This window comes from Pseudomonas sp. DCB_BI, assembly GCF_026240995.1.
In the GTDB taxonomy this organism is placed as follows: domain Bacteria; phylum Pseudomonadota; class Gammaproteobacteria; order Pseudomonadales; family Pseudomonadaceae; genus Aquipseudomonas.
Genome location: NZ_JAPFCG010000002.1, coordinates 121,927 through 136,669 on the forward strand (window position 1 = coordinate 121,927; position 14,743 = coordinate 136,669).

A 14,743-nucleotide genomic window follows, 5' to 3' on the forward strand; every position below is an offset into this window, starting at 1 on the left:
ATGGCCGCTGCTGCACTGACCGCGTCAGGCGCACTGTGCACCGAACATCGGTTATCCTGAGGGCATCGCCAGCCTCCGGAGCCAACATGACCACCGCCCGTCTGCTCGTTCCCCTGAGCTTCGCCCTGCTTTCTGCCTGCGCCCAACAGCCGACGCAGCCCGTCGAACTGGACGCCGAAAGTGAATGCCCCACGCGCCTGCAAGTCGGCCAGGCACTGACCCTGAGCTTGCCCAGCAACCCTTCAACCGGCTATCGCTGGCGTGTAGAAAATCCCGCATCGAGTGTACTCCGCAGCCTCGGCCCGGAGGTATACAGCGCACCCGAGGATGAAGACGTGGTCGGCAGTGCCGGTGTTTCCACCTGGCGCTTCCTGGCCAACAGCACCGGGGATGCACAACTGGTGCTGGTCTACCAGCAGCCATGGGCCGCAGACGTTGCCCCGGTGCAAACCTTCGATTGCAAGGTTGTCGTCCGTTGAGCAGGATCAGATGCGGTCATACCTCAGCTGTACCACCATCAGGTATTCGCACAGGCTCCTCAATGCAGTCGTAGCAGCGTCCAGGTCCATCGTCGCACTGAGTGGCGCGGCCTGAGCCAGCCACTCCAGTTCAACCTTGCGAAGCTCGTTTAGCCACTCATTCTTGAGTGGCACAAGACCAGCCAAAGCGCTTACTGCCTCCTGTTCATTCCGCGCCGCTTGCAAGGCTCGCTGCACCTGCCGCTGGTCACCCAATGCTTCATCGATTCTGGCATCGAGCCGGGCACGGGCCTTGCCCAGGTCGCTGAATGTCTTGGCGCCCTCCAGCGCATCTGCGTGACTGGCGAGCTTCTGCGTCACAACCTTGAGCAAGCCAGCGTCAAGTTTCGGGTCGGTGATCAACCCTGTGATCTGATCGATTTCGTCGTCACTCGGGATGAGGCCCTTCAGTGCGCTGGCAATCGAAGGCTTCTCGAACAATTCGATAGCCTGGGTGATATCTGCCCGCTGTTGACGCAACGTCGCCAACCGTTGATCGAAAGCGACCGCCTGTTCTTGAAGAACATCCGTTCGTGCTTCCGCGGCCGCCAATGCGTCGACAATGGCCGACAGCGAGAACAGCTCCAGCCGCAGGTTTTTATTTGCCAGCCGCGCATGATGCTGGCCCAAGCGCTCCAGTACACTGGCAAGCCTGTGGTGCGTACCGATGCCCCCGTTCCCCGGGATGAAATCCCGCTCGTCCAGCAACACGATGCCGCCTATCAGGCTCTCCTTGAACGCGCGTTCGACGACCAGCAACAGCGCGCGCAGTTCAACCAACTGCTCGCGCGCTGCGGGAAGCACTTTCATCTCCCAATCTTCCATGAGCTCGAACATGCGTTCCTGCACGTTTTGCATGTGTAAAAAATCGGGCATGACGGTTTCAGTCTTGGCAACATCCATATCAGGCTTCCTCGTACTCTTCAACCAACTCATTGAACAACTCGGACAGTACATGGCAAATACTGCCTATCTTTGTCCACGGCTTGATAACTTCCGAGAAGTCATGCACGAAGGATTCAAGCTGGGCTATCGTGCTCAGCTCTTTGGCCTCACTGACAGAGTTATGGGCATACGAAGCGAGGAACAACCACACATCCGCCAACCGTTTAGTGGCCGCCGAGAGGTCCTTGCACCTGAACTGCAAGTCTCTGATCAGCGTCGAAACACGCTCGACATCTTTCAGGACCGGCTCGAGGTTGCCCAACTCACGCGCCAATTCTTCGCGCTGCTCAATGAGCGCATTCTTGGTGGCCCTGATTTCTTCTGCCCTGGTACCGAACACACCACCGGTTATCACCAAGCCAATCGGCCCAAGCAGGATACCGGTGAACGCGTAACCCACATTGGCATCGTACTCGGATTTCAGCTCATCGATCTGCTCGTCCCACGCATCGAGTTGCCTGCGCTTTACCAGTGTTTTCTCCGGGGAAACTTTCTCGTCGAAGTGCTTCAACAAGCGCCCCATGCGCGGTTTGAGCTCCCGTTTGATTTCACTGTTGAACCAGTTCGCGCGGGCATCGACGGCATCGATCCGCCGCTGGGTACCTTCAATTTCCCTGACCAGCTCGGAAATGCCCCGGGTCAGGACATTGGCGATTTGCGCTTGCTCCTCTTCGCTCAGCTGCGCGGTGTAAACATCGTCGCCCTGCTCGGCCTTGCGTTTCCTGATCGCCATGAAAACTTCGCTGCTTTCAAGGTTCTCCAACAGGCTACCGCCACGCTGTACCAGGCTTTCGGCGAACAGTTCAACTTCTGGCCCCAACTGCTTTATGCTGCGTTCCAGTTTGTCCCATTCATTGGCATGCCGATGCAGCGCGACATAAAGGTCATTGACCATCGACGCCTCGATACCCAAGGCGGCGTAATTAGCCTCCCTCTCTATCTCCACCTGCGTACGGGGGAGCTGATGGACAGTACTGACGTAGCGCTTGATAACTTTCAAATTTTCAGGCGTCAGTAAACCGCCAACTTGCTGACTGCCGCCCAGCCGACTTTCAATGAATGAGAAATAGCGTTCGGGCAACACTTTGACTTTGGACACCAGGTCCAGTTCTTCTACCGGCAGTTCTTCCTGCCCTGTGGCGGTATTCATAATCACCTATGAACTCAATAGATTAAAGGCCACTGAAGTTTCCACCCGCACGCCACTCAATACAGTGGCTCGAATAACTAAACAGTGTGGGAAAGTTCACTGCCATCCGCATGAATGCTCCGACCCTGAAGCATTGCCATGGCAAGATGCGCAGCCATTGGATAAAATGCGCTCCCGTTTCACCCTGTATCGAGCCCACCGTGAGCAAACAACCAGACCGCCTTTTCTCCCAACCCTTGGAGCAGGTGCCTGACTTCGTCTTCAACGAGGACGTGGTGCGCGTGTTTCCGGACATGATCAAGCGCTCGGTGCCCGGTTACCCCACCATCGTCGAAAACCTCGGCGTGCTGGCCGCGCGCTTCGCCCAGCCAGGGACTGCGCTTTACGACCTGGGCGCATCGCTGGGCGCTGTCACCCAGTCGCTACGTCGCCATGTGCGCAGCGACGGCTGCCGGGTGATTGCGGTGGACAATTCCGCCGCCATGGTCGAGCGCTGCCGCCAGTACCTCACCGCCCAGGACTCGATGTTCCAGGAGCTGCTGCCGGTGCAAGTGCTGGAAGCGGATATCCTTGCCCTGCCCTTCGAGCCCGCCTCGGTAGTGGCGATGAACTTCACCCTGCAGTTCATCGCCCCCGACCAGCGCCTGGCATTACTGGGCCGCATCCGCCAGGCGCTGCTGCCTGGCGGCGCGCTGATCCTCTCGGAGAAGCTGCGCTTTGCCGATGAACAAGAGCAGGACCTGCTCAATGAACTGCACCTGGACTTCAAGCGGGCCAATGGCTACAGCGAACTGGAAATCGCCCAGAAGCGCAGCGCCATTGAAAACGTGATGCGCCCCGATACCCTCGAAGCCCACCAGGAGCGCCTGCGTGCCGCCGGTTTCTCGAAAGTGGTGCCTTGGTTCCAATGCCTTAACTTTGCCTCGTTGATAGCCCTGCCATGATCGATCTGTCCCCCCTCGTCCGCCGCCTGGCGGGCACGCCCCTGGCTTCCTGGTCGCAAGGCCTGCAAGCACAACTGGACGCCAAGCTGGAAAAGGGCCACGGTGACCTCGACCGTTGGCGCGGCGCACTCGATGCCCTGCCCGCCTTGAAACCCAGCGAAATCGACCTGGTCAACGGATTACGCCTGGACTGCGACTGCGACGACAGCAGCCGCGCACAGATGCGCCAGGCATTGATGGGCCTGTCGCCATGGCGCAAAGGGCCGTTTGACCTGTTTGGTGTGCACGTCGATACCGAATGGCGCTCGGACTGGAAATGGTCCCGGGTCGGCCCTCACCTGAACCTCCAGGGCAAGCGCGTGCTCGATGTAGGCTGTGGCAACGGCTACTACCAGTGGCGCATGCTCGGTGCCGGCGCCGACATGGTGATTGGCGTCGACCCCAACTGGCTGTTCTTCTGCCAGTTCCAGGCCGTACAGCAGTACCTGCCGGAACTCCCCGCCTGGCACCTACCGTTCGCCCTGGAAGAACTGCCGGCCAACCTGGAAGGTTTCGACACGGTGTTTTCAATGGGCGTGTTCTATCACCGCCGCTCACCTATCGAGCACTTGCTGGCGCTCAAGGACTGCCTGGTCAAAGGGGGTGAGCTGGTACTGGAAACGCTGGTGATCGAGGGTGACGAAAACCAGGTACTGGTCCCTGAAGACCGCTACGCCCAGATGCGCAACGTCTGGTACCTGCCGTCAGTGCCCGCGCTTGAGCGCTGGTTGCGCCGGGCCGGCTTCAGCGATGTGCGTTGCGTCGACGTGAGCGTGACCACCGTCGAGGAGCAGCGCAGCACCGAATGGATGCGCTATCAGTCGCTGGGCGATTTCCTCGATCCGCATGACCATAGCAAGACCGTCGAAGGGCTGCCGGCCCCACGCCGCGCCACGCTGGTGGCGCGCAAATAAAAAAGGCGCCCACCCGGGCGCCTGAATGCACCTGCGCCGAGGAGCTGTCGCAGCGCAGGTGCTGTTGCCTAGTCTTTGGCCACTTCGCGGGCGTTCTCTTGCGCCTTGCGCTCGCGTTCGGCCATGGCCTGCTGCTTGTCACCGTGCAGGCGCTGCTGGTCTTCGCGGAACGCTTGCCAGAACTGCCTGGAGCGTTCCGCACCGCCCTCGGCGTAAACACTGGCGCTGCCCAGGGCCAGGGCGGCCAGCAGCAGGTACTTGGTCAGGTGCATCGTGTTTGCCTCGTGATAACCGATCAGACAGGGCCATCCTGGCAGAGGCTGGCTAACGGCAAGGTGAGGCGGGGATTACAGTCCTGCAATGTGGGGTTTGATGCAGGCCTCGTCGTGGGCCTGCTCGGTAAGAGGCCGGAACAGACAGCCAGATAACGCCAGGATTACAAATCCGTTATCTGCGCTGCAGCCCTGCTCTCATGCCGTAACATCCTGCCCCTTGACCCTGATGTCACTACAGGGTCGAGAATCGCGCCCTTTCATCGAACCGAGCCCCCCATGCGCCTACTCATCATCGAGGACGAACTGCGTACTGCCGACTACCTGCACCAAGGCCTGCGCGAAAACGGCTACGTGGTCGACTGCGCCCATACCGGCACCGACGGCCTGCATCTGGCCCGCCAGCAGCCTTACGACCTGGTCATCCTCGACGTCAACCTGCCCGAGCTCGATGGCTGGACCGTACTGCAGCGCCTGCGCGCCGAATCTTCTACGCGCATCATGATGCTCACCGCTCACGGCCGCCTGGCCGACCGGGTCAAAGGCCTGGATCTGGGCGCTGACGACTACCTGCTCAAGCCGTTCGAGTTCCCTGAACTGCTGGCACGCATCCGCAGCCTGCTGCGCCGCAACGACCAGCAACTGCAGCCCAGCACCCTGCGTGTCGCTGACCTGGAGCTGGACCCCGGCCGCCATCGTGCCTACCGCGGCGGGCAGCGCATCGACCTGACCGCCAAAGAGTTCGCGCTACTTCACCTGCTGATGCGCCAGACCGGCGAAGTGCTTTCGCGCACGCAGATCATTTCGCTGGTGTGGGACATGAACTTCGACTGCGACACCAATGTGGTCGAGGTCTCGATCCGGCGCCTGCGGGCAAAGATCGACGACCCCTTCGACAACAAGCTGATTCATACCTTGCGCGGCGTCGGCTACGTCCTGGAAGCCCGCTTTTGAAAACCGCCAGCCTGTCGCTACGTCTGGGCCTGAGCGTGACGCTGATGGGCGCTGCGCTGGTGCTGTTACTGGGCTGCCTGGCCGTGTTCGCCCTCGATCACGAGCTGGACAGCCGCGCACGCAAGGACCTGACGCGCAAAATGCTGCAGGTCGAGCACAACCTGCGCGTCGACCTGCGCAGCGAGGATTTGGGCAGCCGGGCCCACCCACTGCTCGACCTGGTGATGGGGCACGATAACCTCAGCCTCAGCGTGCTGGCCCTCGAAAGCCGACACCCGCACTTGCTAAGCCTGGGGCCGGCGCTAGAGTCGCAGGTCGGCGATTTGCCCACCCATGCCCGCCTGGCCTTCTACGCCTGGCGCGACAGCAGCGGTAACCAGATCCTCACCGTGACCCGGCTGATGCAGCTGCGCGACGACACCCCGGTCAAGGTCATGATGTCGCTCAACCGCGCCGACGATAACGCCCTGTTGCAGGCCTACCTGCACTCCACCTTGCTGGCGCTGCCGCTGCTGCTGGTCCTGATCGGTGCGGGCGCCTGGTGGCTGATGCAGCGCGGCCTCAAGCCGCTGCGGCACTTTCGGCGCATTGCCGGGCAGGTCTCGGCCCAGGACCTGCAGCATCGCCTGCCCGACAGTGGTCTGCCGCTTGAGCTGGAAGAACTGGCGCACAGTATCAATGTGATGCTCGACCGCCTCGACCAAGGTGTCAGCCAGCTGTCGCAGTTTTCCGACGATCTGGCCCACGAACTGCGTACGCCATTGAGCAACCTGATGGGTAAGGCACAGGTGACCCTGGCCCGTGAGCGGGACACCGCCAACTACCGCGAAGTACTGGAAGACAGCATCGATGAGCTGACCCGGCTCAACCGCATCATCAACGACATGTTGTTCCTCGCCCAGGTCAGCCAGCCGCAGGCGCAGGTGGCACTGAAACCCTTGGCGTTGGCTGACGAGGCGGCACGGGTTGTCGAGTTGTTTGCCTTCAGTGCCGAGCTGAAAGCGGTTGAGCTACGGGTTCGCGGCTGGGGCACGGCGCTCGGTGACCGGTTGATGTTCCAGCGGGTGTTGTCGAACCTTCTGAGCAATGCCATTCGGCACAGTCCCGAGCATGAGCCCGTCGAATTGCATATCGAGCGCGCGGGCGGTGAGATACGTCTATCGGTAGAGAACCGGGGGCCTGGCATCGCGGCCGAGCACCAGCAGCGCTTGTTCGAGCGGTTTTACCGGGTGGGCTCGGGGCGCTCGCGGCTGGAGGGCGGAACCGGGCTGGGGCTGGCGATCGTGAGGTCGATCATGCAGTTGCACGGTGGAAGGGTCGAAGTGAGTAGCAGCCCGTTGGGGCCTACCCGCTTCACCCTCGTATTCGCCGCCGAGTGATCGGCTGCCTGCGCTGGCCGCGAAAGGGCCAGTACAGGCAGCCAATAAATCAGCGCGAAGCCGCGACGATCAGCGCCTTCATCTCGGCTACAGCAGCCTTGAAACCAACGAACAGGGCATGTGCCACCAGCGCATGGCCAATGTTCAACTCATTAATGCCCTTGATCGCCGCCACCGCCTCCACATTGTGGTAATGCAGGCCATGGCCGGCATTGACGATCAGCCCCTGGCCCACGCCAAAAGCCACGCCATCGACAATGCGCTGGAGCTCTTGCGCCACTTCCGTCGGGGTTTCGGCATCGGCATAACGGCCGGTGTGCAACTCGATGGCCGGCGCGCCTACCCGACGCGAAGCCTCGATCTGCCGCTCGTCTGCATCGATGAACAACGAAACCTCGGCACCAGTACGCGCCAGGCGCTCCACCGCCGCCTTGATCCGTGCTTCCTGCCCCGCAACGTCCAGGCCACCTTCGGTGGTCAGTTCCTGACGGGTTTCCGGTACCAGGCAGATGTGCGCCGGGCGAATCTTTTCGGCAAAGGCCATCATCTCTTCGGTGACGCCCATCTCGAAGTTCATGCGGGTCTGCAGCACATCCTTGAGCAGCACCACATCACGCTCCTGGATGTGCCGGCGGTCTTCGCGCAGGTGCACGGTGATGCCATCGGCGCCTGCTTCCTCGGCATCCAGAGCAGCCTTGACCGGGTCAGGGTAACGCGTGCCGCGGGCCTGGCGCAGGGTCGCCACGTGGTCGATGTTGACGCCAAGAAGCATGCGGTTGCTGTGAGTCACGAAAGGCTCTCCTGAAGATTGAGCCACACAGCATACGTCGTGATCAGCGCTTGCGAAACAGTTCGCGACTGACCAGGGGTTTTGCCCCCAGGTGAACGGCCAGCGCCTGGCGCATCAGGCGCTTCGCGGCGAGCAACGCGCCAGGTGCGTCCCAGTCGGCTTCAGCCAGGGCCAGCAACTCGATCCCGCGAAACAGGCCGGGCTGCAACAGCTCGACCCGCTCCAGGCCGGCATCCACGCGCAGGCGATACAGACCGTCGGCAGCGATAGGCTGGTCGTTGACGTCTTGGCTCAATGAAAACGCATACCCCAGCTCATCAAGCAGCCGCCATTCGAACGAACGCAGCAGAGGTTCCAGCGGGCGGCCTTCGCCCAGGGCCTGCAAGGTCAGGGTGTAGTGGTCGAAAATTGCCGGAAACGGTGCTTCGGCGGGCAGCAGCCGCATCAGCAACTCATTCAGGTACAGCCCGCTGAACAGCGCATCGCCATGCAGCCAGGCGGCGATGCCGCTGCTGTCCATGCGACCGACATTCTTCAGCTCACCGCGCCCCCGCAGCTCTAGCTCCAGGGGTACGAACGGCCGCACCAGGCTGCCACCCTTGCCGCGTGCACGACGCAGCACGGCGCGCATGCGGCCCTGCGGGGTGAAAAAGTCCACCAGCGCGCTGGTTTCCTTGTAGGCACGGCTGTGCAGCACATAGGCTGGCTGGCCGACAGGTTGTTCCATTAAGAATCACTCGCCCCGAGGGTTGCACTCGCCCTTGTGGGAGCGGCGCGCGGCTTACAGGTCGCCGTAGCCCAGCGAACGCAGTGCGCGCTCGTCATCGGACCAGCCGCCCTTCACCTTGACCCACAGGTTGAGCATGACCTTGGAGTCGAACAGCACTTCCATGTCCTTGCGCGCCTCGGAGCCGATACGCTTGATGCGCTCACCCTTGTCGCCAATGATGATCTTTTTCTGGCCGTCGCGCTCCACCAGGATCAGGGCGTGGATGTGCAGCACATGGCCCTGCTGCTTGAATTCCTCGATTTCGACGGTGATCTGGTACGGCAGCTCCGCACCCAACTGGCGCATGATTTTCTCGCGTACCAGTTCGGCGGCGAGGAAGCGGCTGCTACGGTCGGTGATCTGGTCTTCGGGGAAGAAATGATCGTTCTCGGGCAGGTGCTTGGCGATCTGTGCTTCCAGCGCTTCAAGGTTGTGCCCCTGCTGCGCGGAAATCGGCATCACCTCGGCGTTCGGCAGTTGCTCTTGGAGCCACTGCAGGTGCGGAATCAGCTCGGCTTTCTCTTCCATGCGGTCGGTCTTGTTGACCGCGATGATCAGCGGGCCGGTCACATACTGCACGCGCTCCAGAACCAGCTGGTCCTCGTCGGTCCACTTGGTACGGTCGACCACGAAGATAACCACGTCGACGTCCTTGAGGGCCGCCGAGGCGTTGCGGTTCATGTAGCGGTTCAGCGCCTTGTCGTTGGCCTTGTGCATGCCCGGGGTATCGACATAGATCGCCTGCACATCACCTTCGGTCTTGATGCCGAGCATGTTGTGCCGGGTGGTCTGCGGCTTGCGCGAGGTAATCGCCAGCTTCTGACCGAGGATGTGGTTGAGCAGGGTCGACTTGCCGACGTTGGGGCGGCCGACAATGGCTACGTAGCCACAGCGGGTCGGGTTGCTATCAGTCATTGCCATTCTCCACGCCCAGGGCGATCAGTGCAGACGCGGCAGCGACTTGCTCGGCAATACGCCGGCTGACGCCCTGACCACGGCTCTTGTTGTTCAGCAGCACCACTTCGCATTCGACGAAGAAGGTCCGGCAGTGCGGTTCACCCTGGATATCCACTACTTCGTAACGCGGCAGCTCACAGCTGCGCGACTGCAGGAACTCTTGCAGGCGGGTTTTCGGATCTTTGTTGGTGTCGACCAGGGTCAGGCCTTCGAACTCGTCTGCCAGCCAGGCCAGTACGCGTTCGCGGGCCGTTTCCATGTTCGCGTCCAGGTAGATGGCGCCAATCAGCGCCTCCAGGGCATCGGCCAGGATCGACTCACGGCGAAAACCGCCGCTTTTGAGTTCACCGGAACCCAGGCGCAGGTACTCGCCAAGGTCAAAGCCACGGGCCAGACGAGCCAGGGTTTCACCCTTGACCAGGCGGGCACGCAGGCGCGAAAGCTGGCCTTCGCGGGCCTGCGGGAAGCGCTCGAACAGCGCTTCGCCTGCAACGAAGTTGAGGATGGCGTCACCGAGAAACTCCAGGCGCTCGTTGTTACGCCCGGCGTAGCTGCGATGGGTCAGCGCCAGGAGCATCTGGTCCTGGTTCTTGAAGGTGTAACCGAGCTTTCGCTCGAGATGGGCAAGGGAAGCACTCATGCGGCCACCCGTTGGTTGTTCAACGCGTTGTTCAAATCAACATCCTGAAAGACTGTTTGGCTGTGGTCCGCCGCGCGATGTGCGGCGAATCTCCCGATCCCTGAGAACACAGCCTATGTCAGAAATGCATTCGGCGCTGTCTGCTGGACAGCGCCGAAGGGTATCAATGGATCAGGCCGACCCGCGACAGGTTGGGCAGGTGGCTGAGTTTCGGCTCTGGCCAGCTCATCCAGACTGCGAAGGCCTTGCCGACGATGTTCCGGTCCGGAACCATGCCGTGCAGTTCCTTGGGAATGTTCGGGTCATCCCAGAAACGGCTGTCGTTGGAGTTGTCGCGGTTGTCGCCCATCATGAAGTAATGGCCTGCCGGTACGGTCCACTGCTGGTCCGGCGGCATGCGATAACGGCTCATTTCCTTGCGGATCAGGTGTTCGGCCTCGCCGAGCTTTTCCTTGTACAGCTCGGCGCTGCCCAGGGTGCCCGGTTCGCTGCCCACCAGTTGTTCGGCAATCGGCTGACCGTTGACGAACAACCGCTTGTCGTTGGTGTAGCGCACCACATCGCCCGGCAGGCCCACTACACGCTTGATGTAGTTGACGTTGGGGTCGCTCGGGTAGCGGAATACCATTACATCCCCGCGCTGCGGATCACCCACCTCGATGACCTTCTTGTCGATCACCGGCAAGCGAATACCGTACGAGAACTTGTTCACCAGGATGAAGTCGCCCACTTCCAGGGTCGGTTTCATCGAACCCGAAGGAATCTGGAACGGCTCGACCAGGAACGAGCGCAGCACCAGCACGATGAACAGTACCGGGAAGAACGACTTACCGTATTCGACCAGCAACGGCTCTTTGTTCAGGCGCTCGACCACGGCCATCTCGGGCTGGCTTACGCTGCCCTGATAGTTGGCAATTGCCGCACGCCGGCGCGGGGCCAGGAACAGCAGGTCGATCAAGCCCAGCAGACCGCAGACGAATACGGCGATAACCAGCAACAGCGGGAAATTTAGCGACATAGGACCTAGCTATCCAACCTGAGCACGGCAAGGAAGGCTTCCTGTGGAATTTCCACGTTGCCCACCTGCTTCATGCGTTTCTTACCGGCCTTCTGCTTCTCAAGCAGCTTCTTCTTACGGCTGACGTCACCACCGTAGCACTTGGCCAGTACGTTCTTTCTGAGCGCCTTGACGGTTGTCCGCGCAATGATCTGGCCGCCAATGGCTGCCTGGATCGCCACATCGAACATCTGCCGAGGGATCAGTTCTTTCATCTTCTCGGTCAACGCACGGCCTTTGTAGGCGGCATTGTCGCGGTGCACGATCAATGCCAGGGCATCGACCTTGTCGCCGTTGATCAGCACGTCCAGCTTGACCAGGTTGGCCGACTGGTAGCGATCGAAATGATAGTCCAGCGAAGCATAGCCGCGGCTGGTGGATTTGAGGCGGTCGAAGAAGTCCAGTACCACCTCGTTCATCGGCATGTCATAGCGCACTTGCACCTGGCTGCCGAGGAACTGCATGTCGCGCTGTACGCCACGCTTTTCGATGCACAGGGTAATGACGTTACCCAGGTGCTCCTGCGGCACCAGGATGGTCGCGGTGACGATCGGCTCGCGGAAGTCGGCCACGGCCGACACGTCCGGCAGCTTGGAGGGGTTGTCGACGACGATGGTTTCGCCGGTTTTCAGTTCCAGCTCGTAGATCACGCTTGGCGCGGTGGTGATCAGGTCCAGGTCGTATTCGCGCTCCAGGCGCTCCTGGATGATCTCCATGTGCAGCATGCCGAGGAAGCCGCAACGGAAGCCGAAGCCCAGGGCGTCGGAGCTCTCCGGCATGTACTGCAGCGACGAATCGTTCAGGGTCAGCTTCTGCAGGGCATCGCGGAAGTCTTCGAAGTCGTCGGAGCTCACCGGGAACAGGCCGGCGTAGACCTGCGGCTGGATTTTCTTGAAGCCTGGCAGCACTTCGACCTCAGGGGTCGAGGACAGGGTCAGGGTGTCACCCACCGGAGCACCGTGAATGTCCTTGATGCTGGCGATGATGAAGCCTACTTCGCCGGCTTTCAGATCAGCGGTCTGGGTGTGTTTCGGGGTGAATACACCGACGCTGTCGACCAGGTGCACCTTGCCGGTGGACTTGACCAGGATCTTGTCGCCTTTCTTGACCCGGCCCTGGCGCACGCGCACCAGCGAGACCACGCCAAGGTAGTTGTCGAACCAGGAGTCGATGATCAGCGCTTGCAGCGGTGCATCGATCTCGCCTACCGGCGCAGGGATCGAGTGCACCAGGCGCTCGAGCACCTCGTCCACGCCCATGCCGCTCTTGGCGCTGCACGCCACGGCGTCGGTGGCGTCGATGCCGATGATCTTTTCGATCTCGTCCTTGACGCGGTCCGGGTCAGCCTGGGGCAGGTCCATCTTGTTCAGGACCGGCATGACCTCCAGGCCCTGCTCGATGGCGGTGTAGCAGTTGGCCACGGACTGGGCTTCGACGCCCTGGCCGGCGTCGACAACCAGCAGTGCACCTTCGCAGGCCGCCAGCGAGCGCGAGACTTCGTATGTGAAGTCGACGTGGCCGGGGGTGTCGATGAAGTTCAGCTGGTAGGTCTTGCCGTCCTGCGCCTTGTAGTGAAGCGTGACGCTGTGGGCCTTGATGGTGATACCGCGCTCGCGCTCCAGGTCCATGGAATCGAGCACCTGGGCTTCCATCTCGCGTGCCGACAGGCCACCGCACATCTGGATGAAACGGTCGGCCAGCGTCGACTTGCCATGGTCGATGTGGGCGATGATGGAGAAATTGCGGATATGACTCAAATCACTCACGGGTCAACACTCGAAAAGGCTGCGAGCCGGACGCCCGCCGAAAAATAGCCGGGAATTGTACCTTAAGCTGCTGGGTTATGGGAGATTCCTCTGTCCGACTGTACACAGCAATGCTTCACTCAATTGTGAAGATTCATGAAAAAGGGCAGCCGAAGCTGCCCTTTTCGCCTTGCCAAGCCGCTTATTCAGCGAGCTTGAAGGTAATGAAGCTGGCGCGGCCCTGACGCAGCACACGCATCGACACCGAACGGTTTTTCGGCAGTTCCTTGGCGATTTCGGTGAACTCCTTGGCCGAACCGATGGCCTGGTTGTTCAGGTGGCTGATGACATCGCCCGGGCGCAGACCAATCAGCGCAGCCGGGCCATCCTGGACTTCCTTGATGACCACGCCGCCCTTGAGCTCAAGGGATTTCTTCTGCTCTGCGGTCAGGTCGGCTACCGATACCCTCAGGCGGTTGCTGCTGCGCTCGGCGGTGCCTTCGGCGCCGGTACCGATCTCCGCGTCGTCATCCGGCATTGCACCCACGGCAACCTCCAGGTTCTGGCGCTTGCCGTTGCGGATGATTTCCAGCTTGGCCTTCTCGCCGTCCTTGAGGCTGCCGACCAGATGCGGCAGGTCGGCCGACATGACGATCGGCTGGCCGTTCATGCTCAGGATCACGTCACCCACCTGCAGGCCGCCCTTGGCTGCGGGGCCGTCTTCCAGCACCTGCGCCACCAGGGCACCAGCCGGCTTGTCCAGGCCGAAGGATTCAGCCAGGTCCTTGTTGACCTCCTGAATCACCACGCCCAGCCAGCCGCGGCTGACCTTGCCGTCCTTCTTGAGCTGGTTGGAAACGTCGATCGCCACGTCGATCGGGATAGCGAACGACAGGCCCATGAAACCGCCGGAACGGGTGAAGATCTGCGAGTTGATACCCACCACTTCGCCCTTCATGTTGAAGAGCGGGCCGCCGGAGTTACCCGGGTTGATGGCCACGTCGGTCTGGATGAACGGTACGTAGGTGTCATTCGGCAAGGTACGGCCCTTGGCGCTGACGATACCTTTGGTCACGGAATGGTCGAAGCCGAACGGCGAACCGATGGCCAGGACCCACTCGCCCACCTTGAGCTTTTCGGAATCACCCAGCTTCACGGTCGGCAGGTTCTTGCCCTCGACCTTGAGCAGGGCCACGTCGGTGCGCGGATCGGTGCCGATCAGCTTGGCCTGCAGCTCACTGCGGTCCGACAGGCGAACGATGATCTCGTCGGCGTCGGCCACCACGTGATTGTTGGTCAACACGTAGCCATCGCTGGAAATGATGAAGCCCGAGCCCAGCGACATCGCCTCACGCTGGCGGTCACCGCGCGGCGAGCGCGGCTGCTGGGGCATGTTGCGCTCGAAGAACTCGCGGAACATTGGCGGCAGCCCTTCCAGGTCCGGCATCTGGCCTTGGGCGACGCGGCGGTCCGGTAGCTTCTGCTTGGTACTGATGTTGACCACCGCCGGCGAGGCTTGCTCGACCAAGGTGGTGAAGTCCGGCAGGGCTTCCTCGGCCTGGGCGCTGAGCACCTGGCCGAGCATCAGCACGGCGGCGAACATCGTTAGGTAGGATTTCAAGCGTGGTATTGACATACGGCTCCCGTCACAACGAGCGGTAGTTTAGAAA

The 14,743-nt window shown here is 61.3% G+C and carries 15 protein-coding genes; 5 read left to right on the forward strand and 10 right to left on the reverse strand.

All coding sequences use genetic code 11. The features are described from left to right. The first annotated feature begins 86 nt into the window (after nucleotides 1-86). Nucleotides 87-479 (forward strand): protease inhibitor I42 family protein, encoded by a 393-nt coding sequence (locus OO258_RS02850; protein ID WP_266028796.1) that lies wholly within the window; start codon nucleotides 87-89, stop codon nucleotides 477-479. Between the two features lie 6 nt (nucleotides 480-485). On the opposite strand, the gene OO258_RS02855 is transcribed toward OO258_RS02850, so the two are convergent. Beyond that, nucleotides 486-1,421, reverse strand: a complete 936-nt coding sequence (locus tag OO258_RS02855) for an alpha-xenorhabdolysin family binary toxin subunit B (RefSeq protein WP_266028797.1) — start codon at nucleotides 1,419-1,421, stop codon at nucleotides 486-488. Between the two features lies 1 nt (nucleotide 1,422). Continuing rightward, entirely contained in the window at nucleotides 1,423-2,613 is a 1,191-nt protein-coding gene (locus OO258_RS02860; RefSeq protein ID WP_266028938.1) for an alpha-xenorhabdolysin family binary toxin subunit A, read from the reverse strand. A 200-nt stretch (nucleotides 2,614-2,813) separates the two neighbouring features. Between OO258_RS02860 and cmoA the strand changes: the two genes are divergently transcribed. Both cmoA and cmoB read left to right on the forward strand, forming a co-directional pair. Continuing rightward, on the forward strand, nucleotides 2,814-3,557 hold the full coding sequence (cmoA, locus tag OO258_RS02865; protein WP_266028798.1) for a carboxy-S-adenosyl-L-methionine synthase CmoA: 744 nt from the start codon (nucleotides 2,814-2,816) through the stop codon (nucleotides 3,555-3,557). Continuing rightward, entirely contained in the window at nucleotides 3,554-4,510 is a 957-nt protein-coding gene (gene cmoB / locus OO258_RS02870; RefSeq protein ID WP_266028799.1) for a tRNA 5-methoxyuridine(34)/uridine 5-oxyacetic acid(34) synthase CmoB, read from the forward strand. Before cmoA ends, cmoB begins: the two co-directional genes overlap by 4 nt. A gap of 68 nt (nucleotides 4,511-4,578) precedes the next feature. On the opposite strand, the gene OO258_RS02875 is transcribed toward cmoB, so the two are convergent. Further along, on the reverse strand, nucleotides 4,579-4,782 hold the full coding sequence (locus tag OO258_RS02875) for a hypothetical protein (protein WP_266028800.1): 204 nt from the start codon (nucleotides 4,780-4,782) through the stop codon (nucleotides 4,579-4,581). Nucleotides 4,783-5,061: 279 nt separating this feature from the next. On the opposite strand from OO258_RS02875, the gene OO258_RS02880 reads away from it, so the two are divergent. Beyond that, a complete protein-coding gene (locus OO258_RS02880; protein WP_110742726.1) occupies nucleotides 5,062-5,736 on the forward strand; it encodes a heavy metal response regulator transcription factor in 675 nt (224 codons plus the stop codon). Further along, nucleotides 5,733-7,115, forward strand: a complete 1,383-nt coding sequence (locus OO258_RS02885; RefSeq protein ID WP_266028801.1) for a heavy metal sensor histidine kinase — start codon at nucleotides 5,733-5,735, stop codon at nucleotides 7,113-7,115. The genes OO258_RS02880 and OO258_RS02885 overlap by 4 nt, the downstream gene beginning before the upstream one ends. Before the next feature lie 49 nt (nucleotides 7,116-7,164). On the opposite strand, the gene pdxJ is transcribed toward OO258_RS02885, so the two are convergent. The 7 genes from pdxJ to OO258_RS02920 form a co-directional block, all read right to left on the reverse strand. Further along, on the reverse strand, nucleotides 7,165-7,887 hold the full coding sequence (pdxJ, locus tag OO258_RS02890) for a pyridoxine 5'-phosphate synthase (protein WP_416309183.1): 723 nt from the start codon (nucleotides 7,885-7,887) through the stop codon (nucleotides 7,165-7,167). 61 nt (nucleotides 7,888-7,948) lie between these two features. Continuing rightward, a complete protein-coding gene (recO, locus tag OO258_RS02895; protein WP_266028803.1) occupies nucleotides 7,949-8,632 on the reverse strand; it encodes a DNA repair protein RecO in 684 nt (227 codons plus the stop codon). A gap of 54 nt (nucleotides 8,633-8,686) precedes the next feature. Further along, nucleotides 8,687-9,589 (reverse strand): GTPase Era, encoded by a 903-nt coding sequence (era, locus tag OO258_RS02900; protein WP_003252061.1) that lies wholly within the window; start codon nucleotides 9,587-9,589, stop codon nucleotides 8,687-8,689. Beyond that, complete coding sequence (rnc, locus tag OO258_RS02905; protein ID WP_110742722.1) at nucleotides 9,582-10,271, reverse strand: ribonuclease III; 690 nt, start codon at nucleotides 10,269-10,271, stop codon at nucleotides 9,582-9,584. Before rnc ends, era begins: the two co-directional genes overlap by 8 nt. Before the next feature lie 163 nt (nucleotides 10,272-10,434). Beyond that, nucleotides 10,435-11,289 (reverse strand): signal peptidase I, encoded by an 855-nt coding sequence (lepB, locus tag OO258_RS02910; protein WP_266028804.1) that lies wholly within the window; start codon nucleotides 11,287-11,289, stop codon nucleotides 10,435-10,437. A gap of 5 nt (nucleotides 11,290-11,294) precedes the next feature. Continuing rightward, nucleotides 11,295-13,094 (reverse strand): translation elongation factor 4, encoded by a 1,800-nt coding sequence (lepA, locus tag OO258_RS02915; RefSeq protein ID WP_266028805.1) that lies wholly within the window; start codon nucleotides 13,092-13,094, stop codon nucleotides 11,295-11,297. Between the two features lie 181 nt (nucleotides 13,095-13,275). Beyond that, a complete protein-coding gene (locus tag OO258_RS02920) occupies nucleotides 13,276-14,676 on the reverse strand; it encodes a DegQ family serine endoprotease (RefSeq protein ID WP_416309184.1) in 1,401 nt (466 codons plus the stop codon). Between the last annotated feature and the right edge of the window lie 67 nt (nucleotides 14,677-14,743).